The organism is Actinophytocola sediminis, from assembly GCF_054779715.1.
The window spans coordinates 99,850-118,037 of the sequence record NZ_BAAGXS010000004.1 but is presented as its reverse complement, the minus strand read 5'-3'; the positions used below and the strand labels follow the sequence as shown (position 1 = coordinate 118,037).

Below are 18,188 nucleotides of genomic sequence, written 5' to 3'. Positions count from 1 at the left end.
GGTTTCTCCTTTCAGGGTCAGGAAAGATGGCGGATTCGGCGGAAGGAGAACCAGGCCAGCAACGCGGTCAGCGCGAGGAACATCCCCGTCTCGATCCATTGCAGCGGCCAGAAGTGTTCGTTCGGCTGGTAAACGAGGCGCTGGTGGTAGCCGAGGTCGTTCAGGCCCGCTATGCAGCTCTGCATCGTCTCGCCTGCACCACGGTTGACGTCCCTTGGTATCAGGCAGCCGCGGATCTCGGTCGGCAGCACGGTCGCGACGTTTCCCGTGGGGGCGATGGTCTCGTTCGTCAACACCCAGACGTCCGCCGGCTCCCGCACCCCGATCGAGTCCACCCCCGCGTCGAAGGCCCTGATCATGCCGACGCTCTGCTCGGTGATCGCCACCGTCTCCTCGACCGGCGGCATGAAGTACGGCCGCGCCAGGAACGGGACCGTCAACTGCACGGCGGCGAACACGACGAGCGTGACCGCCATCGCCGTCACCGTGCGGCGCAGCACAAGCCCGATCGCGACCCCCAGTACGAACGCGAACGAGGCATAGCCGACGGGGACGAACCCACGTGCGCCGAACAGCAACGGCGAGATCCGGGCCTCGGCGACACCGACGCCGCTGGCCTCGTTGATCGGACTGCCCAACCAGGACACCACGAGGCACAGCAGACCCGTGGACAGTACGGCGGCCGCCACGCCGGCCCCCAGCTTGGTCGCCAACCACCGCCTACGGGTGACCGTCTGGTTCCACACCAGACTCTGCGTGCCGGCCTCCAGCTCACGGGTCACCAGCGGCGCGCCCCAGAAGATCCCGATGATGGCCGGCAACAGGTACGACACGACGATCATGCCGCTGTAGAGGAAGTTCAGGTCGGCGAACACCTCGCCACCGCTCATGCTCGCGCCGCTGATCGCGAGGATGATGCCGATCACGATCACCGCAGCGAGGATCACCCCCGCCGGCACCCGGAACTGGCGCCAGGTCAACCAGGTCATCGCAGGACCTCCAGTGCCGGCCGGGCGGCGGTGGGATTGCTCATGTACTCCAGCACCAGGTCCTCCAACGTGAGCTGGCTAACTGTCCACACAGGATCGAATATCGGGTTCGCCGAGCGCACGCAGATGGTGGTCTGCCGGTCGGTGTGCCGCACGGAGATGAGCTGCTGGCCGGCCGGCAGGGAGTCGACGTCCCGGCGCGGGCCGCTCAACCGGTGGTGCTCGGCGAGCAGCGGCTCGACCTCGCCGACGACCTTCACCTGGGAGTCGACCAGCACGACCAGGTGGTCGCAGATCCGTTCCAGATCGGACACCAGGTGTGAGGACATCACCACCGACAGGCCGTGCTCGGCGACCGACTCCATCAGGTCGCGCATGCACTCCCGCCTGGCCAACGGATCCAGCGACGCGACCGGCTCGTCGAGCAGCAACAGCTGGGGGCGCTTGGCGATGCCGATGGTGAGCGCGAGCTGTGCGCGCTGGCCGCCGGAGAGCTTTCCCGCCTGCTGCGCCGGATCCAGGCCGATCCGGTCGACCCGGCTGCGCGCGAGCGCGTCGTCCCAGCTCGGGTTGAGCGCGGCGCCGAGGCGCAGGTGCTCCGCGACGGTCAGCCGGGGATAGAGCGGCGTGTTCTGCGCGACGAAGCCGACCTTGGCCAGCTGGGCCGGACCGCTGCCCGGCACGCCGCCGCACACCTCGATCGTGCCGGTGGTCGGCGCGAGCATGCCGGCGGCGAGGTTCAGCAGGGTCGACTTGCCGGCGCCGTTGGGGCCGACCAGGCCGGTGACGTGCCCGGCGGGGATGTCGATCGCGCAGTTGGCCAGTGCCCAGCGCCGCTTGGTGTACTTCTTGCCCAAACCCTGGGCGCGCAACACATTCACGCTATGTCCTCTCGGGCGGCGGTACGAAACGTGGTCATGAACAGCGCCTCGATGCTCTCCTCGTCGAGCCCGGCGCGACGTGCCTTGCTCAGCCAGCGCCGCAGGTCCTGGCGCAGTGGGCCGAGCGCGGCGAGCGAGCCGCCGTTGAGGGTGGCCGTGACGAACGTGCCGACGCCGGGACGGGCGGCGACCAGCCCGTCGTGCTCCAGTTCCCGGTAGGCCTTGAGCACCGTGTTGGGGTTGATCGCCAGCTCGGCCACCACGTCCTTGACCTTCGGCAGCTGGTCGCCCTCCACCAGCATCCCCAGGCGCAACGCGTGCCGGACCTGGCGGACCAGCTGCTGGTATGGCGACAGGCCGGATCTGCCGTCCAGGTGAAACTCGATCACCGCTACCTCCATTTAACTAGCTAACTAGCACTATAGGTGCATAGCTAGACGGCGATCAAGATGGGGGTGGGTCCGCCGGTCCGAGAGTGGTCCGAGGTTGGTCCGCGCGCGGCCGTCGACCACCCGACCGTGGCTAGCGTCCGTCCTGGTCATCCCGGTTCCACACAAGGAGAAGAGACCCATGACAACCCACCGCCAGAGATGGTCCGGCGCGCTGATCGCGGTCGCGGTCACGCTGTCCGTTCCGCTGCCCGCGACCGCCGAACCGGCGGTCGAACCGGCCGATGCCGCGTTCGGCGTGAACATGTCGTTCTACAGCGCCGAGGACACCCTGGTGACCAGCGAGGCCACCCAGAAACTGCTGCGGGACAAGGGCGTGCCGCTGATCCGGGTGCCGCTGCGCGGCAACTTCGACGGCGACCAGGAGCCCATCGGCGACGACCTGCTGTTGACGGTCATGCGGGCCGCACAGGCCACCGGGGCCACCCCGGTGCTGATCCTGCGCGGCCCGGCCGCCGGCGACGAGGCGTTCGTGCTGCGGGAGAACCTGCGCCGGATCGACCTCGCCAAGCAGGTCTACGGCGACAGCCGGGTGTACCTGGAGTTCGGCAACGAGTCCGACCTCGCGGGGGTCGACGCCGACAAGTACGCGCGCATCTGGAACGCGGTCGTGCCGGCGCTGCGCGAGCGGGCGCCCGCCGAGTACAAGTTCGTCGGCCCGGTCAACTCCGACGCCGACGCCGACTACGTCGGCGAGTTCGTCGCCGAGGCCGTCGACAAGCCGGACTACCTGTCCTGGCACGAGTACGTGTGCGACAAGGCGAACGAGACCTGGGACGAGTGCCTGGCCGACATCCCCACGTGGGCAAGGCACGTCCAGGAGATCGAGGACCGGGTGCGCGACGAGCTCGGCCGGACCCTGCCGTTCTTCATCTCCGAGTGGAACGTCGATCCCCGCTACCCCAGCCCGGCCTACGGCGACGAGCCCAACATCAAGGAGTGGACCACCAGGGCGGTCGCCGCGCTGCGGGACCTCGGCCCGCTGTTCGCCGGCGCGATGATCTACACCGCGACCGACCACGGCGACTTCGCGCTGATCAAGGGCGAGACCACGCTGACCCACCAGGGCGAGGCGTTCTTCGACGCCATCGGCGACACGGACCCGAACCCGCCGGGCGACGAGACCCGGTTCGACTTCGAGGACGGCACGCAGGGCTGGTCGGATCTCTACGGCGCCCCGAACGCGCGCACCACCACCACGGTCGCCCAGCACGGCGAGCAGGCCCTGCTGCTGGACGCGAACGTCGGTGGTCATGCCGCGGTCGGGACCAGCGACGGGCTCACCGGGCTGGCGCCGGGGACCTCGGTGACCTACCAGGTCCTGGCCGGCCAGGACGGGACCACCGTGCGGCCGTTCGTCCGGGACAGCCAGTACCGCCCGGTCTTTCCGGACGCCGAACGGCGGCTGCCCGCCGGGCAGTGGGTGCCGGTGACCTGGCAGGTGCCGGCGGTGTCGGGGATCGGCGCGCTCGGTCTCGAGGTCGCGCCCGGCAGCGGAACCGTCGCCATCGACACGATCACCTGGTAGCTGGAGGAGACATGCGCGGCAGGTCGGTCGTCGTCCAGGACGGCGCGGAGCTTGATCACCGGGTCACGGTGCTGATCAGCCAGGGGTATCTGCTCCGGCACCAGACCGAGCGGAGGGCCACGTTGGTCCGGCAGCGGCAGGGCCGGTTGCTGATGGTGCCGGCGGTGTTGTGTGGGGTGGTCGGCCTGGTGTTGTTCGTCGGCGCCAGCTCCGGCGCGGACTCGGCCGCGGCCGGGTTCACCTGTCTCGTGGTCGGCGGCGTGATCACCATTCTTCGCAACTGGTACCTGGCGGTGCGTCGTGACCAGGTGACCCACGTGGTCATCCGCGAGTAGACCCGAGTGGGGAGGTGACCCGGTCGGGCAGCCGATCCCGAAACGGCTGCCCGACCGGGTGCGTGGCCGCTCCAGCTCAACGCGGCGCACCCTCCGCCGAGGTGGGGATGTGGGCCGATCAGGAGCTAGTGGCTCGTCTCAGTACGTAGACCCGTTAACTGGTCTTGTTGGAAGATGCGACGAGCCATCGTCGTGCTGATGTCGGGACAGGGCCAGACGGTCCGGGATATCACGTCGTTGCTGTAATAGAGCCCCATGGACGAGTTGCTCTCGATCGACGTCGGCAGCGTCAGCGCCTTCGTGCGTCGATGGTACGGGCCATGGATGGAGAGCGGTGGTCCGCGCGCCGACGCGGGGCGGCATCTCCCGGACGCGCTCGCCGACTGGCATGCCGTTGCCGCCTCCGCGAGAGTTCCGATCACCTTTCAGGACCGTCCGATTCCGATCGGTGATGTTGCTCTCGAAGGCGACGGGATGCTTCCGTTCTGGGTGGAGAACCAGAACGGGTATCGCTGGGCCGTGGAGGTCAAGGCTCCAGGGCTGCCGGTGTACTCCCAGGAATGGGGATCGAGCGGCTGGGCGTGGGCGGGCGAGGGGATCGAGCGGTTCTTGGTGCACTGCACGGTGCGTGAGGCGATCATCGGGGCCGAGCAGAAGTTCACTGCCATCGTGCCGGACTCGCTGCTCGCGGAGGCCCTGGAGTCGTTCGTTTCGCTGCCGTTCGTCGCGCTGGCGAGCGAGGAACCTGAGACACGCGTCCTCGTCTGTGGTGATGCACTCGCCCGCCTGACGGTTCCTCCGGTGGGATATGACCGTGCGCAGGAGCGCTCGTGGATGCTGACCGTCGCAGCGCCGGACGTGTCAGGGATCGAGAAGCATCGTGCTCGGCTGGGCGGCGATGCGGCGCATGACGAGAGCCCATTCCCCGAGGACGTGATCGACGAGCCGCCGCCGTTCTGACTGAAGTCTCCGCGCGCCGTGCACGACCGGGCAGGCACGCTCCGTGCTCGCGGCGCAGGGGCGCGGACGAGCCACTAGACCGGGCCACGAGCACGATCGCTACAGGCGGCAGGATCGGATGTCGGTGGCGAGCACCGCCTTGGCGCCCAGGGCGGCCAGCTCGTCCATGATCGTGTTCACCCCGGCCCGGGGGACCATCGCGCGCACCGCCAACCACTTCGGATCGACCAGTGGCGCCACCGTCGGCGACTCCAGACCGGGTGTGATCCGGACCGCGTCGTCGAGCAGATCGCGCGGGCAGTGATAGTCGATCATCAGGTACTGCCTGGCGAACACCACCCCCCGCAGCCGCCCGACCAGCACGTCCACCGCGCGTTCGCCATCGGCGTCCAGCGCCCTGTGCACGCCCCGCGCGAGCACCGCCTCCGACCGCATGATCGGGGCGCCGACCGGGTGCAGGCCGGCGGCCCGCAGGGACGCCCCGGTCTCCACCACGTCGGCGATCGCGTCGGCCAACCCCAGGTCGACCGCGGTCTCCACCGCCCCGTCCAGTTCCACGATCTCGACCGCGATCCCAGCCGCCGCCGCGGCGTTGCGGACCACCGCCGCGAACGAGGTGGCGACCCGTTTGCCGTCCAGGTCGGCGATCGCGGACACCTCGCCGAGTGGCGCCGCGAAATAGAACTCCGACCTGCCGAAGCCCAACGGCAGCAGCTCGGTGGTCCGCTCGACGTTCTCGGCCGCGGCCAGCAGATCCTGACCGGTGATGCCGACATCGAGCACCCCGGTGCCCACGTTGCGGGCGATGTCCGTCGGGCGCAGGAACACGAACTGCACATCGTTGCCCGGGTCCGTGGCGAACAGCGACTTGTGCTCGCGATGCACCCGATACCCCGCGGCGGTCAGCAACTCGACGGCGGGACCGTGCAACGACCCCTTGTTCGGCACCGCGATGCGCAGCATGGCTGATCCCTCGCCTTGTCGGTGGTTCGCCGCCACTGTAGCGAGCGGCCGGCCGCTCCCCCGGTGGTCGGCCACCCGGGCTGGGATCATCAGTGCCCGTCGCCGACGAAACAACCGGCCGGCCGCTCCCCCGGTGGTCGGCCACCCGGGCTGGGATCATGCGCAGATGGTGACCTTGGACCGGCTGGTGAACGTGCTCGGTGGGTACGGGGTCCGGCTCTGCGGCGGCCGGGTCCCCCGGTCGACCGAGCTGCGCGGCGTGGTGGTGCACGACGCGGTCGACGACCGGGCCGTCGCCGGCGAGGTCCACCTCGCCGTTGGCGCCGGGTCGGCGGCCGAGGCGGTGGGCTGGGCGGTGGCCGCGCGGGCGAGCGTGGTGCTGGTGCGCGGCGACGACGAGCTGGCCGAGCAGGCCGGCGCCCTCGGCGACGCCGAGGGCATCGCGGTGCTGGTCGTGGACCCGAGGGTGGCCTGGAGCGAGCTTGCCGGCGTGGTCTACGGCCTGGTGCTGGAGGGCCGCGAGACCGACTCCGGCCGCGGCCCGACCGACCTGTTCGCGCTGGCCGACAGCCTGGCCGCGGCGATCGGCTGCGCGGTGCTCATCGAGGACCGGTCCTCGTGGCTGCTGGCCTACTCGAGCTTGCGCCAGCACGAGGCCGATCCGGCGCGGGCGGCCACCATCCTGCGCCGGCGGGTGCCCGACGACATCCGGGAGCTGTTCGCGGCCCGGGGCGTGTTCGCCCATCTGGCCGCCGCCGACGAGCCGCTGTTCGTACCGGCCGCCGCCGAGTACGGGCTGGCCGGGCGGATGGTCGTGGCCGTGCGCGCCGGGCGTGAGCTGCGCGGGTCGGTGTGGGTGAGCTGCGACCGCCCGCTGACCGGCGCCCGGCGCGCCGCGCTGGTGGCCGGCGCGCGGACGGTGGCACTGCACCTGCTGCGCTCCCGGGCGAGCGCGGACCTGGAACGTCAGGTCGAGTCCGACCTGGTGATCCGACTGTTGGAGGGCACCCCGGACGCGGCGACGGCGGTCAGCAGGCTCGGCCTGCCGCCGGGACCGATGCGGCTGATCGCGGTCCATCCCCGTCTCGGCGACGAGCCGCACGCGGCGCTGTTGCTGGCCTTCGAGCTGGCCACCACCGGATTCGGCTGGTCGCGCCCCGGCCGCAGCGCGCTGCTCGGCGCCACCCTCTACACCCTGCTGCCCGGCGAGGACGTGACCGCGGCCAGGGAGTGGCTCGCGGCGCTGCGGGCCGCGCTGCCGAGCCAGACCACGGTGTGGGCGGGCATCGCCGCCGCGGCCACGGCCGCCGAGCTGCCCGCCGGGCGCCAGGAGGCCGACGAGTGTCTCGCGCTGCACGAGGCCAGGGACGCCGCCGCGCCCGCCCCGGCCTACGACGACGCGTGGCACGACATCCTGTTGCAGCGGCTGCGGGCCGCGGCCAGTGCCGGGCGGGTGCCGGCGCGCGGTCCGGTCGCCGAGCTGCGCCGGCACGACCGCGACCACGCCACCGACTACATCGCCACGTTGCGGGCGTGGCTGGCGGCCCAGGGGGACCTGGCGGCAGCCGGTGAGCGGCTGGGCGTGCACCAGAACACCGTGCGCAACCGTTTGCGCCGGATGTCCGAGCTGACCGCGCTCGGGCTGGACGACCCCGGCAGGCGGTTCGCCATGACCATCGATCTGGCGACCACCGAGGGCCTGTAGGAAGTCGCCATTTTCCCGCCCGCCGATTGTGCGGTCCGAACAACCGTCCAGGTCTCCGGTCGCGCCATCCTGGCCTTGTCGGTGTTGGTGCGTGGAGGTGGCGGAGAGATGGTCGGCATCGGGCGTGGCGGAAACGCGCCTCGGTCGGCGGTCGTGGTCGGCGCGGGAATCGTCGGCCTGTCGACCGCGTGGTTCCTGCAGGAGCGCGGGGTCGAGGTGACCGTGGTCGACCGCACGGGGGTCGCGGCCGGCGCCTCGTGGGGCAACGCCGGCTGGATCGCCCCCGGGCTCGCGATCCCGCTCAACGAACCCGCCGTGCTGCGCTTCGGCCTGCGGTCGATGTTCAACCCGGCGGCGCCGCTGCACATCCCGCTGCGGCCCGACCCCACGCTGCTGGCCTTCCTGGTGCGCTTCGCCGCGCACTGCCGGTGGCCGGCCTGGACCAGGGCGGTGCGGGCGAACCTGCCGCTCAACGAGGAGAGCGTCGAGGCCTACGACGTGCTCACCGGCAACGGCGTCACCGCACCCACCGTCGCTGCCCCGATCACGGCCGCGTTCGGGAGCCAACGGCAGGCCCAGGGTCTGCTGCGCGAGTTCGGCCGGCTGGCCGACGCCGGCCAGCCGGTCGAGCATCAGCCGGTGACCGGCGAGCAGCTGCGGGAGCTGGTCCCGCTGGCCTCCGGCGCGCTCACCACGGGCGTGCGGGTCGACGGGCAGCGCTACGTCGACCCCGGCGGCTTCGTCCAGGCACTCGGGCGCGCGGTCGTCGGCCGGGGCGCTGGCATGCTCGCCTTCGAGGTGGTCGACGTGCGCGCGGGCGAGCACGGGGTGACCGTGCGCGGCCGCGCCGACCAGGAGGTCACCGCGGACGTCGCGGTGCTGGCCACCGGCGCGTGGCTGTCGCGCCTGGCCGCCAGGTTCGGTGTGCGGACCCCGGTGCGGTCCGGGCGCGGGTACTCGTTCACCGTGCCGGTGGACCGCCCGGTCCCCGGCCCGATCTACCTGCCGGAGGTGCGGGTGGCCTGCACGCCCTACCACGGTGGGCTGCGGGTCGCGGGCACCATGGAGTTCCGCGACCCGGACAGTCCCGGCGTGCCGGCGCGGCTGGCCGCGGTCGTCGACTCGGTGCGGCCGCTGCTGGACGGTGTGCGGTGGACCGAGCGGCGCGACGTCTGGGTCGGGCCGCGCCCGGTCACGCCGGACGGGTGTCCGCTGGTCGGGGCGACCGGCGCGCCCGGGGTGTTCGTCGCGGGCGGGCACGGCATGTGGGGCCTGGCGCACGGGCCGGTCACCGGCCGGCTGCTGGCCGAGCGGATCACCACCGGCAAACAGCAAGACGCCCTGCGCGACCTCGATCCCCTGCGCTGAGCATCCCCTTTCACTGGAGGAAAAGAACATGACCAGCATCGAACGCGTCTGGTTGACGCAGGAGGCCGACCAGCGGCTGCGCGCCGAGCTCGCCGCACTGCAGGCCGCGCGCCCGGTCGGCGAGCCGGAGCGGGACGCGCGCGTGCGGGAGATCCAGGAGCTGCTGCGCACCGCCGTGGTCGGCCAGGACCCGCCGGACGACGGCATGGCCGAGCCGGGCATGGTGCTGACCGTCCGCTACGACGACGACGGCGACACCGAGACGTTCCTGCTCGGCGTGCGCGGCGCGGAACACGGCGAGGACCTGGACATCGAGGTCTACTCCCCCGGCTCCCCGCTGGGCACCGCACTGGCCGGCGCCCGCCGGGGCGAGCGGCGCGCCTACGAGGTGCCAAGCGGAGCCACCGTGCACATCACGCTCATCGACGCGGTGCCCTACAGCCACTACCGCGGCGCCTGAAACCGTTCCCCGCGAACGGGATTCGTCTGGTTGGCCGATCAAGGAGTGTAGAAATCTAACGAACAGATAAACGAGTGAGTTCATTTTGAACCATCCATGATCCGGACGCTTATGTACCTCCGGGCCGCCAGTGGCCCCCGTCACACGCGACGGTGTGGCGGCGACTCACCCGGAGGACTGATCCGATGGACGAGACAAGCAGATCGACATCGCACCGGCTGCCGCCCGCGGACCGGCAGCTGCTCCAGTTGTTCGGCCAGGGACCGCGGCGGCCGGTGCGCCACCGCGCCGTGCACCACGCCATCGAGGAACTGGCCGCGCGCCACCCCGACGCGGTGGCCGTCACCCACCACGACACCCGGCTCACCTACGGCGAGCTGAACCGGCAGGCCAACCAGCTGGCCACGGTGCTCGCGGCCAACGGCGTGGCGCCCGGCGACCACGTCGGCGTGTTCCTGCGCCGGTCGATCCCCATGGTGGTCGGCATCCTCGCCACGCTGAAGGCCGGCGCCGCCTACGTCCCGCAGGACGTGGTGATCGCCCCACCCGCACAGCTGCGGCACGTGCTCGACACGGCCGCGCCGAAGGTGGTTCTCACGCTGTCGGCCCTGGCCAACCGGGTGCCCCCGGGCCGGCCGACCATCGCGGTCGACACGCTCATGGCCACCTCACCCGGCGCGGACAGCTTCACCCCCGCCCGCGCCGCCCGCCCCGGCGACGGGTGCTACGTCCTGTTCACCTCCGGCACCACGGGCAGGCCCAACGGCGTCACCGTCACCCACGGCAACGTCACCAACCTGCTGCTCACCGAACCGGGTGACCTGGGCATCCGCCCCGGCCTGCGCGTCGGCCAACTGCTCAACATCGCCTTCGACATGGCCGCCTGGGAGATCCTCGGCTGTCTGTCCCACGGCGGCACGCTGGTGATCCGCGGCGACGACATCGCCGAGACCGTCCGGCGGGTGCACGTGGTGATCGCCACGCCCACCATCCTCAGCCGCGTCGACCCGGCCGACTGCCCGGACGTGCGGGTGGTGGCGGTCGCCGGCGAGCCGTGCCCCCGTGCCCTGGCCGACCGGTGGGCCAGGCACGCCACCTTCTACAACGGCTGCGGCCCCACCGAGGTCACCATCGTGAACACCATGCGCCGCCACGACCCGGCCGCGGCACTGCTCACCATCGGCCGGCCAACACCCAACAACACGGTCTACGTGCTCGACGAGCGCCTGCGGCCCTGCCGCGTCGGCGAGCCGGGCGAGATGTGGGCGGGCGGGGACTGCGTGTCCGCCGGCTACCTGGCCAACCCGGGGCTGACCGCGCGGCGTTACGCGCCCGACCCGTTCCTCGGCGGCGGGCGGCTCATGTTCCGCACCCGCGACCTCGGCCGGTGGACCCCGGACGGCGAGCTGGAGCACCTCGGGCGCACCGACGACCAGGTGAAGATCCGCGGCTTCCGGGTGGAGCTGGACTCGGTGTCCGCCGTGCTCGAGTCGGTGCCCGGGTGCACGCGCGCGGTCACGTTGAAACTCGACGAGCAGCGGCTGGTGTCGTTCGTGGCCGGCGTGGGGGTCGACCCCGACGAGGCGAAGTTCGCGGTGGCCGCGGCCCTGCCGTACTACTGCGTGCCGGCGGCGGTGCACCCGCTGCCCGTGCTGCCGCAGACCAGCCGCGGCAAGATCGACAAGGCGGCGCTGCTCGAGCTCGCGGAGGTCACCGCGTGACCGCCGTCCTCCCCGGCCCCCAGACGGCCCTGCCCGCGCCGACCGGGCTGGCCCGCCGGCTCGGCAAACACCCCCGGCTCATGCACTACAACCGGCTGATCGCGCTGGTCGTGGTGGTGAACCTGGCATTGCTGCCCGGCCTGACGCTGACGGCGACCACGGCCGCCGAACTCGCGCTCGGCAACTTCGCGCTGGCCGTGGTGATCCGTCAGCAGTACGTGATCAACCTGCTGTTCTGGCTGGCCACCCGGGCGCCGACCAGCTGGCCGCTCAAGCTCAGGTGGACGCTCGCGAAGGTCTACCACTTCGGCGGGCTGCACGTGGGCGGCGCGGTCGTCGGCTCGGTCTGGTTCGTCGTGTCGGTGGTGTCGCTGACCGGCACGGCCGGGCCCGCGGTGCTCGTCGTGTCCTACGCGCTGGTGGCGCTGCTGGCCGGCATGGTGGCGACCGCGCTGCCGGCGGTCCGGGCCAGGCGCCACAACGTGTTCGAGCGGGCGCACCGGTTCGGCGGCTGGGCGGCGCTCGCGCTGCTGTGGGCCCAGACGCTGCTGCTGGACGCGAGCGTGTGGGTGCTCGCGCTGATCACGGTCAGCGTGGCCCTGCCGTGGCTGCGGCTGCGGCGGGTGCGGGTGCGGATCGAGCGGCCGTCGAGTCACGTGGCGCTGGCGCGCTTCGACCACGGCGTCACCCCGTTCCCCGGCTCGTCCACGGCCATCAGCCGCCGCCCGCTCACCGAGTGGCACTCGTTCGCCAACGTGCCGGCACCCGGTCAGCCGGGTTTCCGGCTGACCATCTCCCGGGCGGGCGACTGGACCGGGTCGTTCATCGACGACGCCCCGTCACACGTCTGGGTCAAGGGCATCACCACGGCGGGGGTGGCCAACATCGAGGTGTTGTTCCGCAAGGTGGTCTACGTGGCCACCGGCAGCGGGATCGGGCCGTGCCTGCCGCACCTGCTCGCGCAGAAGGTGCCGGCGCGGCTCGTGTGGGCCACCCGCACGCCGAGGGTCACCTACGGCGACGGGCTGGTCGACGAGATCCTCGCCGTGCAGCCCGAAGCCGTCATCTGGGACACCGGTGCCCACGGCAAGCCGGACATGGTGGCGCTGGCCTACGAGGCCTACCGCGACTTCGGCGCCGAGGCGGTCATCTGCATCTCCAACAAGAAGCTCACCTGGCAGGTGGTGCACGGCCTGGAACGGCGCGGCATCCCTGCCTACGGCGCCATCTGGGACTCCTGAGAAAGGGAGTTTGCCTGATGGCGCACTCCCCCAATCGATAGGACAAGTCATGAGCAACCTGAAGATCGACCGCGACGGCCGCGTCGTCACCGTCACCCTGAACCGGCCGGAGGTGCTCAACGCGCTCAACAGCGAGCTGCTGGCCGAGCTGATCGCCGAGCTCACCCCGCTCGACGCCGACCCCGAGGTCGGCTGTTTCGTGCTCACCGGGTCGGCCAGGGCCTTCGCGGCCGGCGCGGACATCAAGGAGATGGCGCCGAAGTCGGCCATGGAGATGTTCACCGAGAACTTCTTCGCCGGCTGGGACGACTTCGCGGCGCTGCGCACCCCGAAGATCGCGGCGGTGGCCGGGTACGCGCTTGGCGGCGGCTGTGAGCTGGCCATGATGTGCGACTTCGTGATCGCCGCCGACACGGCGAAGTTCGGCCAGCCGGAGATCAAGCTGGGGGTGATTCCCGGCATCGGCGGCACGCAGCGGCTGACCAGCCTGGTCGGCAAGGCCAAGGCGATGGACCTGATCCTCACCGGCCGGCTGATGGACGCCACCGAGGCCGAACGCGCCGGCCTGGTGGCGCGGGTGGTGCCCGCCGAGTCGCTGCTGGCCGAGGCGGCGGCCGCGGCGGCGACCATCGCGTCCTACAGCAAGCCGGTGACCATGGTCGCCCGTGAGGCCGTCGAGCGGGCGCTGGAGGTGGGGCTGACTGAGGGCGTGCTGTTCGAGCGGCGGACCTTCCACGCCCTGTTCGCGGCCGACGACCAGAAGGAGGGCATGGCCGCCTTCCTGGAGAAGCGGCCACCGCGATTCACCGGACGCTGACCGCCGGCGTGCCACCCCGTCCTGGATGGGCGGGGTGGCACGCTGTACCCGGAGGTGCGCGATGCGGGCGGACGACGGGCCGGACAACGAGCGCGAGGTCTCCGGCGGAGACCCGGTGTGCTGGCTGGCCCAGGTGTGTCCGGAGTGTGGCCTGCTCGTCGAGCAGGAACTGCCCGCGGTCTGCGGCCGCTGCGGAGCCACGGTCACCGGCGAGGGTCAACTGCCCTGAATGCCCCATTCGGGACGGTGAACGTCGCGAATGCCCCATTCAGGGCATGACGCGGGCGAGCATGCGTTGGGCGGCTGTCGCGGCTGGCATGCCGGGGGTGATGCCGATGGCCTCGGCGACCTGGTTGACCTCGCTGACCACCCCGGTTTGGTAGGTGCCGCGCCCGTCGCCGACCGCGGCCGTCGTGCCGGCGACCACGGCGGCCGGGATGTCGCGCTCGGCGAGGCGGTCCATGCCGCGCACGGCCGAGCGCTCCAGCGGCTGCCCGGCGTCGTTGGTGATGGTGCCGCGCACCTGGTAGCCCTCCAGGTAGTCGGCCATCGCCACGCCGGAGTGCGACCCCATGCAGATCACCGTGCCGTTGATCCGCTCGTCACCGTGGGCGATGGTGTCCAGGCCGATCACCCGGCCGCTCGGCCCGTCGTGCAGCACGTGCTGCACCCGCTTGACCCCGACCGGCCCCAGCCGCCCGGTGGCCAGCAGCCGGGCGGCCTCCCTGGCCGGCATGCCGGCGACCACGCCGAGCGCGGCGGCACCCTCGTTCACCGCCAGGATCGTGCCGCGCTCGTACATCGCCACGCCGTCGGCGATCGGCGCGCTGCGGCCGTCGACCGCGGCGGCCGGCACGCCGGCGCGGTCGAGCACCGGCAGGCCGGAGATGCCGCCATCGTCGCGCCCTGGGCCGGCGGCGTGGCCGATCAGCCCGCGCAACCGCAGGTGTAGCACCAGTTCCACCGCGCAGACCGCGCTGTGTGAGCCGGCGACCGCCACGTCCAGCGGGGTCAGCCGGTGGTCGGCGTGCCCCATCGAGTCCATACACACGATCCGCGACCCGTCCTGCTCCCACACCACCGTGTGAGAGCTGCCGTCGCTCAACGCCATGTCACACCGCTCCTGACTCGGGCCTCGGTATCCCCGATAATGGTATACGGGATACCGGAGATGTTACGCTCTCTGGAGTACGGAAAGGACGGTGCGGTGGCCTACCAGGACATCATCTACGCGGCTGCGGACCACGTCGCGACGATCACGATCAACCGGCCGGAGAAGCGCAACGCCTTCCGCGAGGAGACGCTCGACGAGCTGATCGACGCGTTCCGCGCGGCGGAGGCGGACACCAGTATCGGCGTCATCGTGCTCACCGGCGCCGGGGACAAGGCCTTCTGCTCGGGCGGGGACATCGAGTGGGAACACGCCTCCACCCCGGCTGGCGCACACCAGCTCGCCCGGCGCACCACCATGCTCGCGATGATCATCCGCGGCTGTGGCAAGCCGGTGATCGCCAGAGTGCACGGCTTCGCCGTCGGTGGCGGCAACGAGCTCCAGCTGCTGTGCGATCTCACAGTGGCCACAGAGGACTCCCGGTTCGGCCAGTCCGGCCCGAAGATGGGCAGTGTGCCGATCTGGTGGGGCACCCAGCTGCTCCCCCGCCTGGTCGGCGAGAAGCGCGCCCGCGAGGTGGTGATGCTGTGCAAGCAGTACAGCGCCAAGGAAGCGCTGGACATGGACTGGATCAACCGCGTGGTGCCGGCAGCGGAGCTCGACGCCGCGGTCGCCGAATGGTGCGACACGTTGCTCAGCATGAGCCCGCAGGCGTTGCGGGTGGCCAAGCTGTCGCTGAACTTCGAGTCCGACCAGCTGTGGCCATCGGTGCTGCACGGCTACCAGATGATCTCGTTCATCCACGGCACCGAGGAGTTCCACGAGGGCACCTCGGCCTTCCTGGAGAAGCGCCCGGCCGACTTCTCCCGCTTCCGCTCGCCATGACGCCAGAGGACGTCCTGGCCAGGCTGACCATCCCGGCCGACGAGGGCCACGACCGGCGCACCACCCTGGCGCGCGCGGTCGCCGAGCACGTCCGTCCACATGACATGGTGCACGTCGCCTATGCCGACGCCCGGCCCAACGCGGCCCTGCACCAGATCGTGCGGCGCTTCGCCGGCACCGATCCCGGGCTGACGATCGTCACCGCGGGCCTGGTCAGCACCCAGCACGCGTTGCTGGAGACCGGCGTGGTGCGCAAGGTGATCGCCTCGTTCGCCGGAGAGAACCTGCCGACCCCACGGCCGAACCGGGCCTTCCAGCGCGCGCTCGCCGAGGGCCGGATCGAGCTGGAGAACTGGTCACTGTGGAGCCTGACCGCGCGGCTGATCGCCGGTGCGCTCGGCGTGCCGCACTTCCCGGTGCGCTCGCTCGCGGGCAGCGGCATGGCCGACGAACTACGGGACACCGCGTACACCGAACTGCCGGACGGCACCGGCATGGTCGCCGCGTTGCGCCCGGATGTCGTGGTGCTCCAGGCACTCGCCGCCGACGCGGCCGGCAACGTCGTGCTCTCCGCGCCCTACGGCGAGGGGCTGTGGGGCGCGCTGGCGGCGAGACGGGGCGTGATCGTGTGCGCGGAACGGGTGGTGTCCACCGCCCAGATCCGGGAGCACGCCTCGATGGTGCGTATCCCGGCGCACGCGGTGCTCGCGGTGTGTGAGGTGCCGTTCGGCTCGCACCCGTACGGGTCCTACAACCCCGGTTTCCCTGGCGTGGCGGACTATGTGGAGGACGAGGAGTTCGTCCGCGACGTGTTCACCGCCTCCCGTACGCCAGAGGGCTTCCGTGCCTGGATCGACGAGTGGCTGCTGGGCACCGCGGACCACGACGAGTACCTGGCCAAGCTCGGCGACGGCCGGCTGGCCGCGTTGCGCGCGGCGGCCGAGCCGTCGGCCTGGCTCGCCGAGCCAGCGCCGGGGCCTGCCGGCCACAACGCGACCGAGGCGATGGTGGTCACCGCCGCGCGCCGGATCGCCGCACGGGTGCGCGCGGGCGGGCACCACGCCGTGCTCGCCGGGGTCGGCCAGGCGAACCTGGCCGCCTGGCTCGCGGTCACCGAGCTCAAGGAGACCGGCGTCGAGGTCGAGCTGATGGCCGAGATCGGCATGTTCGGCTACCGGCCGCGCGCGGGCGAGCCGTTCATCTTCGCCAAGCGCAACCTGCCGACGTGCAAGCTGCTGACCGACGTGATGACCGTGCTCGGCGCGATGGTCGCCGGCCCGAGGACGCGCTCGTTCGGCGCCATCGGGGCCGCCCAGATCGACCAGCACGGCAACACGAACTCGACCTACGGCGACGACGGCCGGTTCCTGGTCGGCTCCGGCGGCGCCAACGACGTCGCGACCGCGGACGAGGTGCTGGTGACCGTCGACCACAAGCGGTCGCGGCTGGTGCGCCAGGTGCCGTTCGTCACCTGCCCCGGTGGCGCGGTGCGCACGGTGGTCACCTCGGCCGCGGTGTTCGAGCGCGACCGCGACCGGTTCGTGCTCACCTCGGTGCTCGGCGAGGGTGCCGAGTCCGACCTGGTCGCGGCGGTGACCGCCGAGTGCGCGTGGGAGTTCGACGTGGCCAGGAACCTGACCAGAGAGCCGGCGCCGAACGGCGAGGAACTGGCCATGCTGCGGGCGTTCGACCCGGCCAGGCGCTTTCTCGGCGCGGTCTAGACGAGTGGAGGACACGATGAACTGGCGGGACGAGGTGGCCCGGCACGACCAGGCCGGCCACGACGCGATGGTGGCCTACATCGGGCACGTGACCGGCAAGGACGACATCCCGGCGAAGTACCGGGAGCTGATCCTGTTCGCGGTGTCGGCGGGGTTGCGGTTCGCGCCGAGCATGCGCTCGCACGGCGCCAAGGCACTGGAGTCCGGTGCCAGCCAGGCGGAGTTGGTGCAGGCCCTGCAGCTGGCCGGCCTGTCCGGCGGGTTCACCTGCCTCATCGAGGGGATGGCGGTGCTGGCCGAGCTTGAGTCGGATTGACGCCGGTATACCGTGGATTCGTACACCAGGCGCGGAACGTGGGGATGATGGACGCTTCGATCGACGACTTCGACAGCTCGGTACGGCTGGAGCGGGCGACCCTCGGCTCCCAAATCGCCGACGTGATCCGCCGGGAGATCATCTTCGGCCGGCTCAAGCCGGGTGAGCGGCTGGGCCAGCGCGATCTGTGCGAGCGGTTCGGCACCAGCCGCATGCCGGTCCGGGATGCGTTGCGGCAGTTGATGTACGAGGGTTTCGTCGCCTCGGACGGCGGCCGGCACCTGGTGGTGCTGCGGATGCGCCGCGAGGACATCCGGGACACCTACGAGATCGAGGGCATGCTGCACGGCCTGGCGACCCGTCGGGTGGCGCTGCACGGGACGCCCGCCCAGCACGTCGAGCTGCGGGAGTTCCACGAGCAGATGACCGCCGCACCCGAGCAGCTGACCGAGATGGCCGACCTGAACTGGCGGTTTCACCGGCGGATCAACCAGCTGGCGGACTCGCAGAAGCTGATCGCCGCGTTGCGGGCGTTGGCGCTGCAGATCCCGCGGGACTACCTGGTGCAGTTCCCGGAGTGGGCCGCGCGCGCGAACACCGAGCACGCCGAGATCCTGGAGGCCATCCGCCGGCGGCGGGGACCGAAGGCCGAGTCGCTCATGCGCGACCACGTGCTCGCCGCGGGCGAGGACCTGATCCGCTTCCTGGAGTCCTCCGGCGTCGACCTCGGCTGAACCC

Annotated in this window: 19 protein-coding genes; 14 read left to right on the top strand and 5 right to left on the bottom strand. The window is 71.5% G+C overall.

Annotated features, from left to right (window positions below; all coding sequences use genetic code 11):
* Window positions 1–17 precede the first annotated feature (17 nt).
* From ACYVIP_RS02725 to ACYVIP_RS02715, 3 genes are read right to left on the bottom strand one after another with little or no spacing between them, the layout of a single operon-like run.
* Complete coding sequence (locus tag ACYVIP_RS02725; RefSeq protein WP_460391583.1) at window positions 18–989, bottom strand: ABC-2 transporter permease; 972 nt, start codon at window positions 987–989, stop codon at window positions 18–20.
* Entirely contained in the window at window positions 986–1,870 is an 885-nt protein-coding gene (locus tag ACYVIP_RS02720; protein WP_460391581.1) for an ABC transporter ATP-binding protein, read from the bottom strand. The genes ACYVIP_RS02725 and ACYVIP_RS02720 overlap by 4 nt, the downstream gene beginning before the upstream one ends.
* A complete protein-coding gene (locus ACYVIP_RS02715) occupies window positions 1,867–2,259 on the bottom strand; it encodes a GntR family transcriptional regulator (protein WP_460391579.1) in 393 nt (130 codons plus the stop codon). Before ACYVIP_RS02715 ends, ACYVIP_RS02720 begins: the two co-directional genes overlap by 4 nt.
* A gap of 181 nt (window positions 2,260–2,440) precedes the next feature.
* Between ACYVIP_RS02715 and ACYVIP_RS02710 the strand changes: the two genes are divergently transcribed.
* The 3 genes from ACYVIP_RS02710 (at window position 2,441) to ACYVIP_RS02700 (ending at window position 5,142) form a co-directional block, all read left to right on the top strand.
* Complete coding sequence (locus ACYVIP_RS02710) at window positions 2,441–3,847, top strand: hypothetical protein (RefSeq protein WP_460391577.1); 1,407 nt, start codon at window positions 2,441–2,443, stop codon at window positions 3,845–3,847.
* A gap of 11 nt (window positions 3,848–3,858) precedes the next feature.
* A complete protein-coding gene (locus ACYVIP_RS02705; RefSeq protein ID WP_460391575.1) occupies window positions 3,859–4,182 on the top strand; it encodes a hypothetical protein in 324 nt (107 codons plus the stop codon).
* Window positions 4,183–4,437: 255 nt separating this feature from the next.
* Complete coding sequence (locus ACYVIP_RS02700) at window positions 4,438–5,142, top strand: hypothetical protein (protein ID WP_460391573.1); 705 nt, start codon at window positions 4,438–4,440, stop codon at window positions 5,140–5,142.
* A 99-nt stretch (window positions 5,143–5,241) separates the two neighbouring features.
* Here the strand turns inward: ACYVIP_RS02700 and hisG are convergent, their stop codons facing one another.
* On the bottom strand, window positions 5,242–6,105 hold the full coding sequence (gene hisG / locus ACYVIP_RS02695) for an ATP phosphoribosyltransferase (RefSeq protein WP_460391571.1): 864 nt from the start codon (window positions 6,103–6,105) through the stop codon (window positions 5,242–5,244).
* Window positions 6,106–6,271: 166 nt separating this feature from the next.
* Here hisG and ACYVIP_RS02690 point away from each other — a divergent pair, with 166 nt between their 5' ends.
* From ACYVIP_RS02690 to ACYVIP_RS02660, 7 genes are all read left to right on the top strand, one after another.
* Window positions 6,272–7,810, top strand: a complete 1,539-nt coding sequence (locus tag ACYVIP_RS02690; RefSeq protein ID WP_460391569.1) for a PucR family transcriptional regulator — start codon at window positions 6,272–6,274, stop codon at window positions 7,808–7,810.
* A 108-nt stretch (window positions 7,811–7,918) separates the two neighbouring features.
* Entirely contained in the window at window positions 7,919–9,178 is a 1,260-nt protein-coding gene (locus ACYVIP_RS02685; RefSeq protein ID WP_460391567.1) for an NAD(P)/FAD-dependent oxidoreductase, read from the top strand.
* 28 nt (window positions 9,179–9,206) lie between these two features.
* A complete protein-coding gene (locus ACYVIP_RS02680; protein ID WP_460391565.1) occupies window positions 9,207–9,638 on the top strand; it encodes a GreA/GreB family elongation factor in 432 nt (143 codons plus the stop codon).
* 185 nt (window positions 9,639–9,823) lie between these two features.
* Complete coding sequence (locus ACYVIP_RS02675) at window positions 9,824–11,359, top strand: amino acid adenylation domain-containing protein (RefSeq protein WP_460391563.1); 1,536 nt, start codon at window positions 9,824–9,826, stop codon at window positions 11,357–11,359.
* Window positions 11,356–12,600: a ferredoxin reductase domain-containing protein gene (locus tag ACYVIP_RS02670; RefSeq protein ID WP_460391561.1), complete on the top strand. Its 1,245-nt coding sequence runs from the start codon at window positions 11,356–11,358 to the stop codon at window positions 12,598–12,600. Before ACYVIP_RS02675 ends, ACYVIP_RS02670 begins: the two co-directional genes overlap by 4 nt.
* Before the next feature lie 49 nt (window positions 12,601–12,649).
* Window positions 12,650–13,417 carry an enoyl-CoA hydratase gene (locus ACYVIP_RS02665; protein ID WP_460391559.1) on the top strand — a complete coding sequence of 256 codons (768 nt, stop codon included), beginning with the start codon at window positions 12,650–12,652 and terminating at the stop codon, window positions 13,415–13,417.
* A gap of 61 nt (window positions 13,418–13,478) precedes the next feature.
* Entirely contained in the window at window positions 13,479–13,646 is a 168-nt protein-coding gene (locus ACYVIP_RS02660; protein ID WP_460391557.1) for a hypothetical protein, read from the top strand.
* A 39-nt stretch (window positions 13,647–13,685) separates the two neighbouring features.
* On the opposite strand, the gene ACYVIP_RS02655 is transcribed toward ACYVIP_RS02660, so the two are convergent.
* Window positions 13,686–14,528 (bottom strand): hypothetical protein, encoded by an 843-nt coding sequence (locus ACYVIP_RS02655; RefSeq protein ID WP_460391555.1) that lies wholly within the window; start codon window positions 14,526–14,528, stop codon window positions 13,686–13,688.
* Window positions 14,529–14,588: 60 nt separating this feature from the next.
* On the opposite strand from ACYVIP_RS02655, the gene ACYVIP_RS02650 reads away from it, so the two are divergent.
* The 4 genes from ACYVIP_RS02650 to ACYVIP_RS02635 are packed head-to-tail and all read left to right on the top strand — an operon-like array spanning window position 14,589 to window position 18,184.
* A complete protein-coding gene (locus tag ACYVIP_RS02650; RefSeq protein WP_460391553.1) occupies window positions 14,589–15,413 on the top strand; it encodes an enoyl-CoA hydratase-related protein in 825 nt (274 codons plus the stop codon).
* The gene (locus ACYVIP_RS02645; RefSeq protein WP_460391551.1) at window positions 15,410–17,134 is read left to right on the top strand and encodes a CoA-transferase; all 1,725 of its coding nucleotides are present in this window, start codon (window positions 15,410–15,412) and stop codon (window positions 17,132–17,134) included. The genes ACYVIP_RS02650 and ACYVIP_RS02645 overlap by 4 nt, the downstream gene beginning before the upstream one ends.
* A gap of 16 nt (window positions 17,135–17,150) precedes the next feature.
* Window positions 17,151–17,450, top strand: a complete 300-nt coding sequence (locus ACYVIP_RS02640; protein ID WP_460391549.1) for a carboxymuconolactone decarboxylase family protein — start codon at window positions 17,151–17,153, stop codon at window positions 17,448–17,450.
* A gap of 47 nt (window positions 17,451–17,497) precedes the next feature.
* Complete coding sequence (locus ACYVIP_RS02635; protein ID WP_460391547.1) at window positions 17,498–18,184, top strand: GntR family transcriptional regulator; 687 nt, start codon at window positions 17,498–17,500, stop codon at window positions 18,182–18,184.
* The last annotated feature ends 4 nt before the right edge of the window (window positions 18,185–18,188 follow it).

Coding starts and splice junctions, on each gene's coding strand:
- ACYVIP_RS02640 (WP_460391549.1), top strand. CDS start 17,151: ATGAACTGGCGGGACGAGGTGGCCCGGCACGACCAGGCCGGCCACGAC.
- ACYVIP_RS02685 (WP_460391567.1), top strand. CDS start 7,919: ATGGTCGGCATCGGGCGTGGCGGAAACGCGCCTCGGTCGGCGGTCGTG.
- ACYVIP_RS02665 (WP_460391559.1), top strand. CDS start 12,650: ATGAGCAACCTGAAGATCGACCGCGACGGCCGCGTCGTCACCGTCACC.
- ACYVIP_RS02710 (WP_460391577.1), top strand. CDS start 2,441: ATGACAACCCACCGCCAGAGATGGTCCGGCGCGCTGATCGCGGTCGCG.
- ACYVIP_RS02650 (WP_460391553.1), top strand. CDS start 14,589: ATGTTACGCTCTCTGGAGTACGGAAAGGACGGTGCGGTGGCCTACCAG.
- ACYVIP_RS02655 (WP_460391555.1), bottom strand. CDS start 14,528: ATGGCGTTGAGCGACGGCAGCTCTCACACGGTGGTGTGGGAGCAGGAC.
- ACYVIP_RS02635 (WP_460391547.1), top strand. CDS start 17,498: ATGGACGCTTCGATCGACGACTTCGACAGCTCGGTACGGCTGGAGCGG.
- hisG (WP_460391571.1), bottom strand. CDS start 6,105: ATGCTGCGCATCGCGGTGCCGAACAAGGGGTCGTTGCACGGTCCCGCC.
- ACYVIP_RS02660 (WP_460391557.1), top strand. CDS start 13,479: ATGCGGGCGGACGACGGGCCGGACAACGAGCGCGAGGTCTCCGGCGGA.
- ACYVIP_RS02725 (WP_460391583.1), bottom strand. CDS start 989: ATGACCTGGTTGACCTGGCGCCAGTTCCGGGTGCCGGCGGGGGTGATC.
- ACYVIP_RS02700 (WP_460391573.1), top strand. CDS start 4,438: ATGGACGAGTTGCTCTCGATCGACGTCGGCAGCGTCAGCGCCTTCGTG.
- ACYVIP_RS02690 (WP_460391569.1), top strand. CDS start 6,272: ATGGTGACCTTGGACCGGCTGGTGAACGTGCTCGGTGGGTACGGGGTC.
- ACYVIP_RS02645 (WP_460391551.1), top strand. CDS start 15,410: ATGACGCCAGAGGACGTCCTGGCCAGGCTGACCATCCCGGCCGACGAG.
- ACYVIP_RS02675 (WP_460391563.1), top strand. CDS start 9,824: ATGGACGAGACAAGCAGATCGACATCGCACCGGCTGCCGCCCGCGGAC.
- ACYVIP_RS02705 (WP_460391575.1), top strand. CDS start 3,859: ATGCGCGGCAGGTCGGTCGTCGTCCAGGACGGCGCGGAGCTTGATCAC.
- ACYVIP_RS02680 (WP_460391565.1), top strand. CDS start 9,207: ATGACCAGCATCGAACGCGTCTGGTTGACGCAGGAGGCCGACCAGCGG.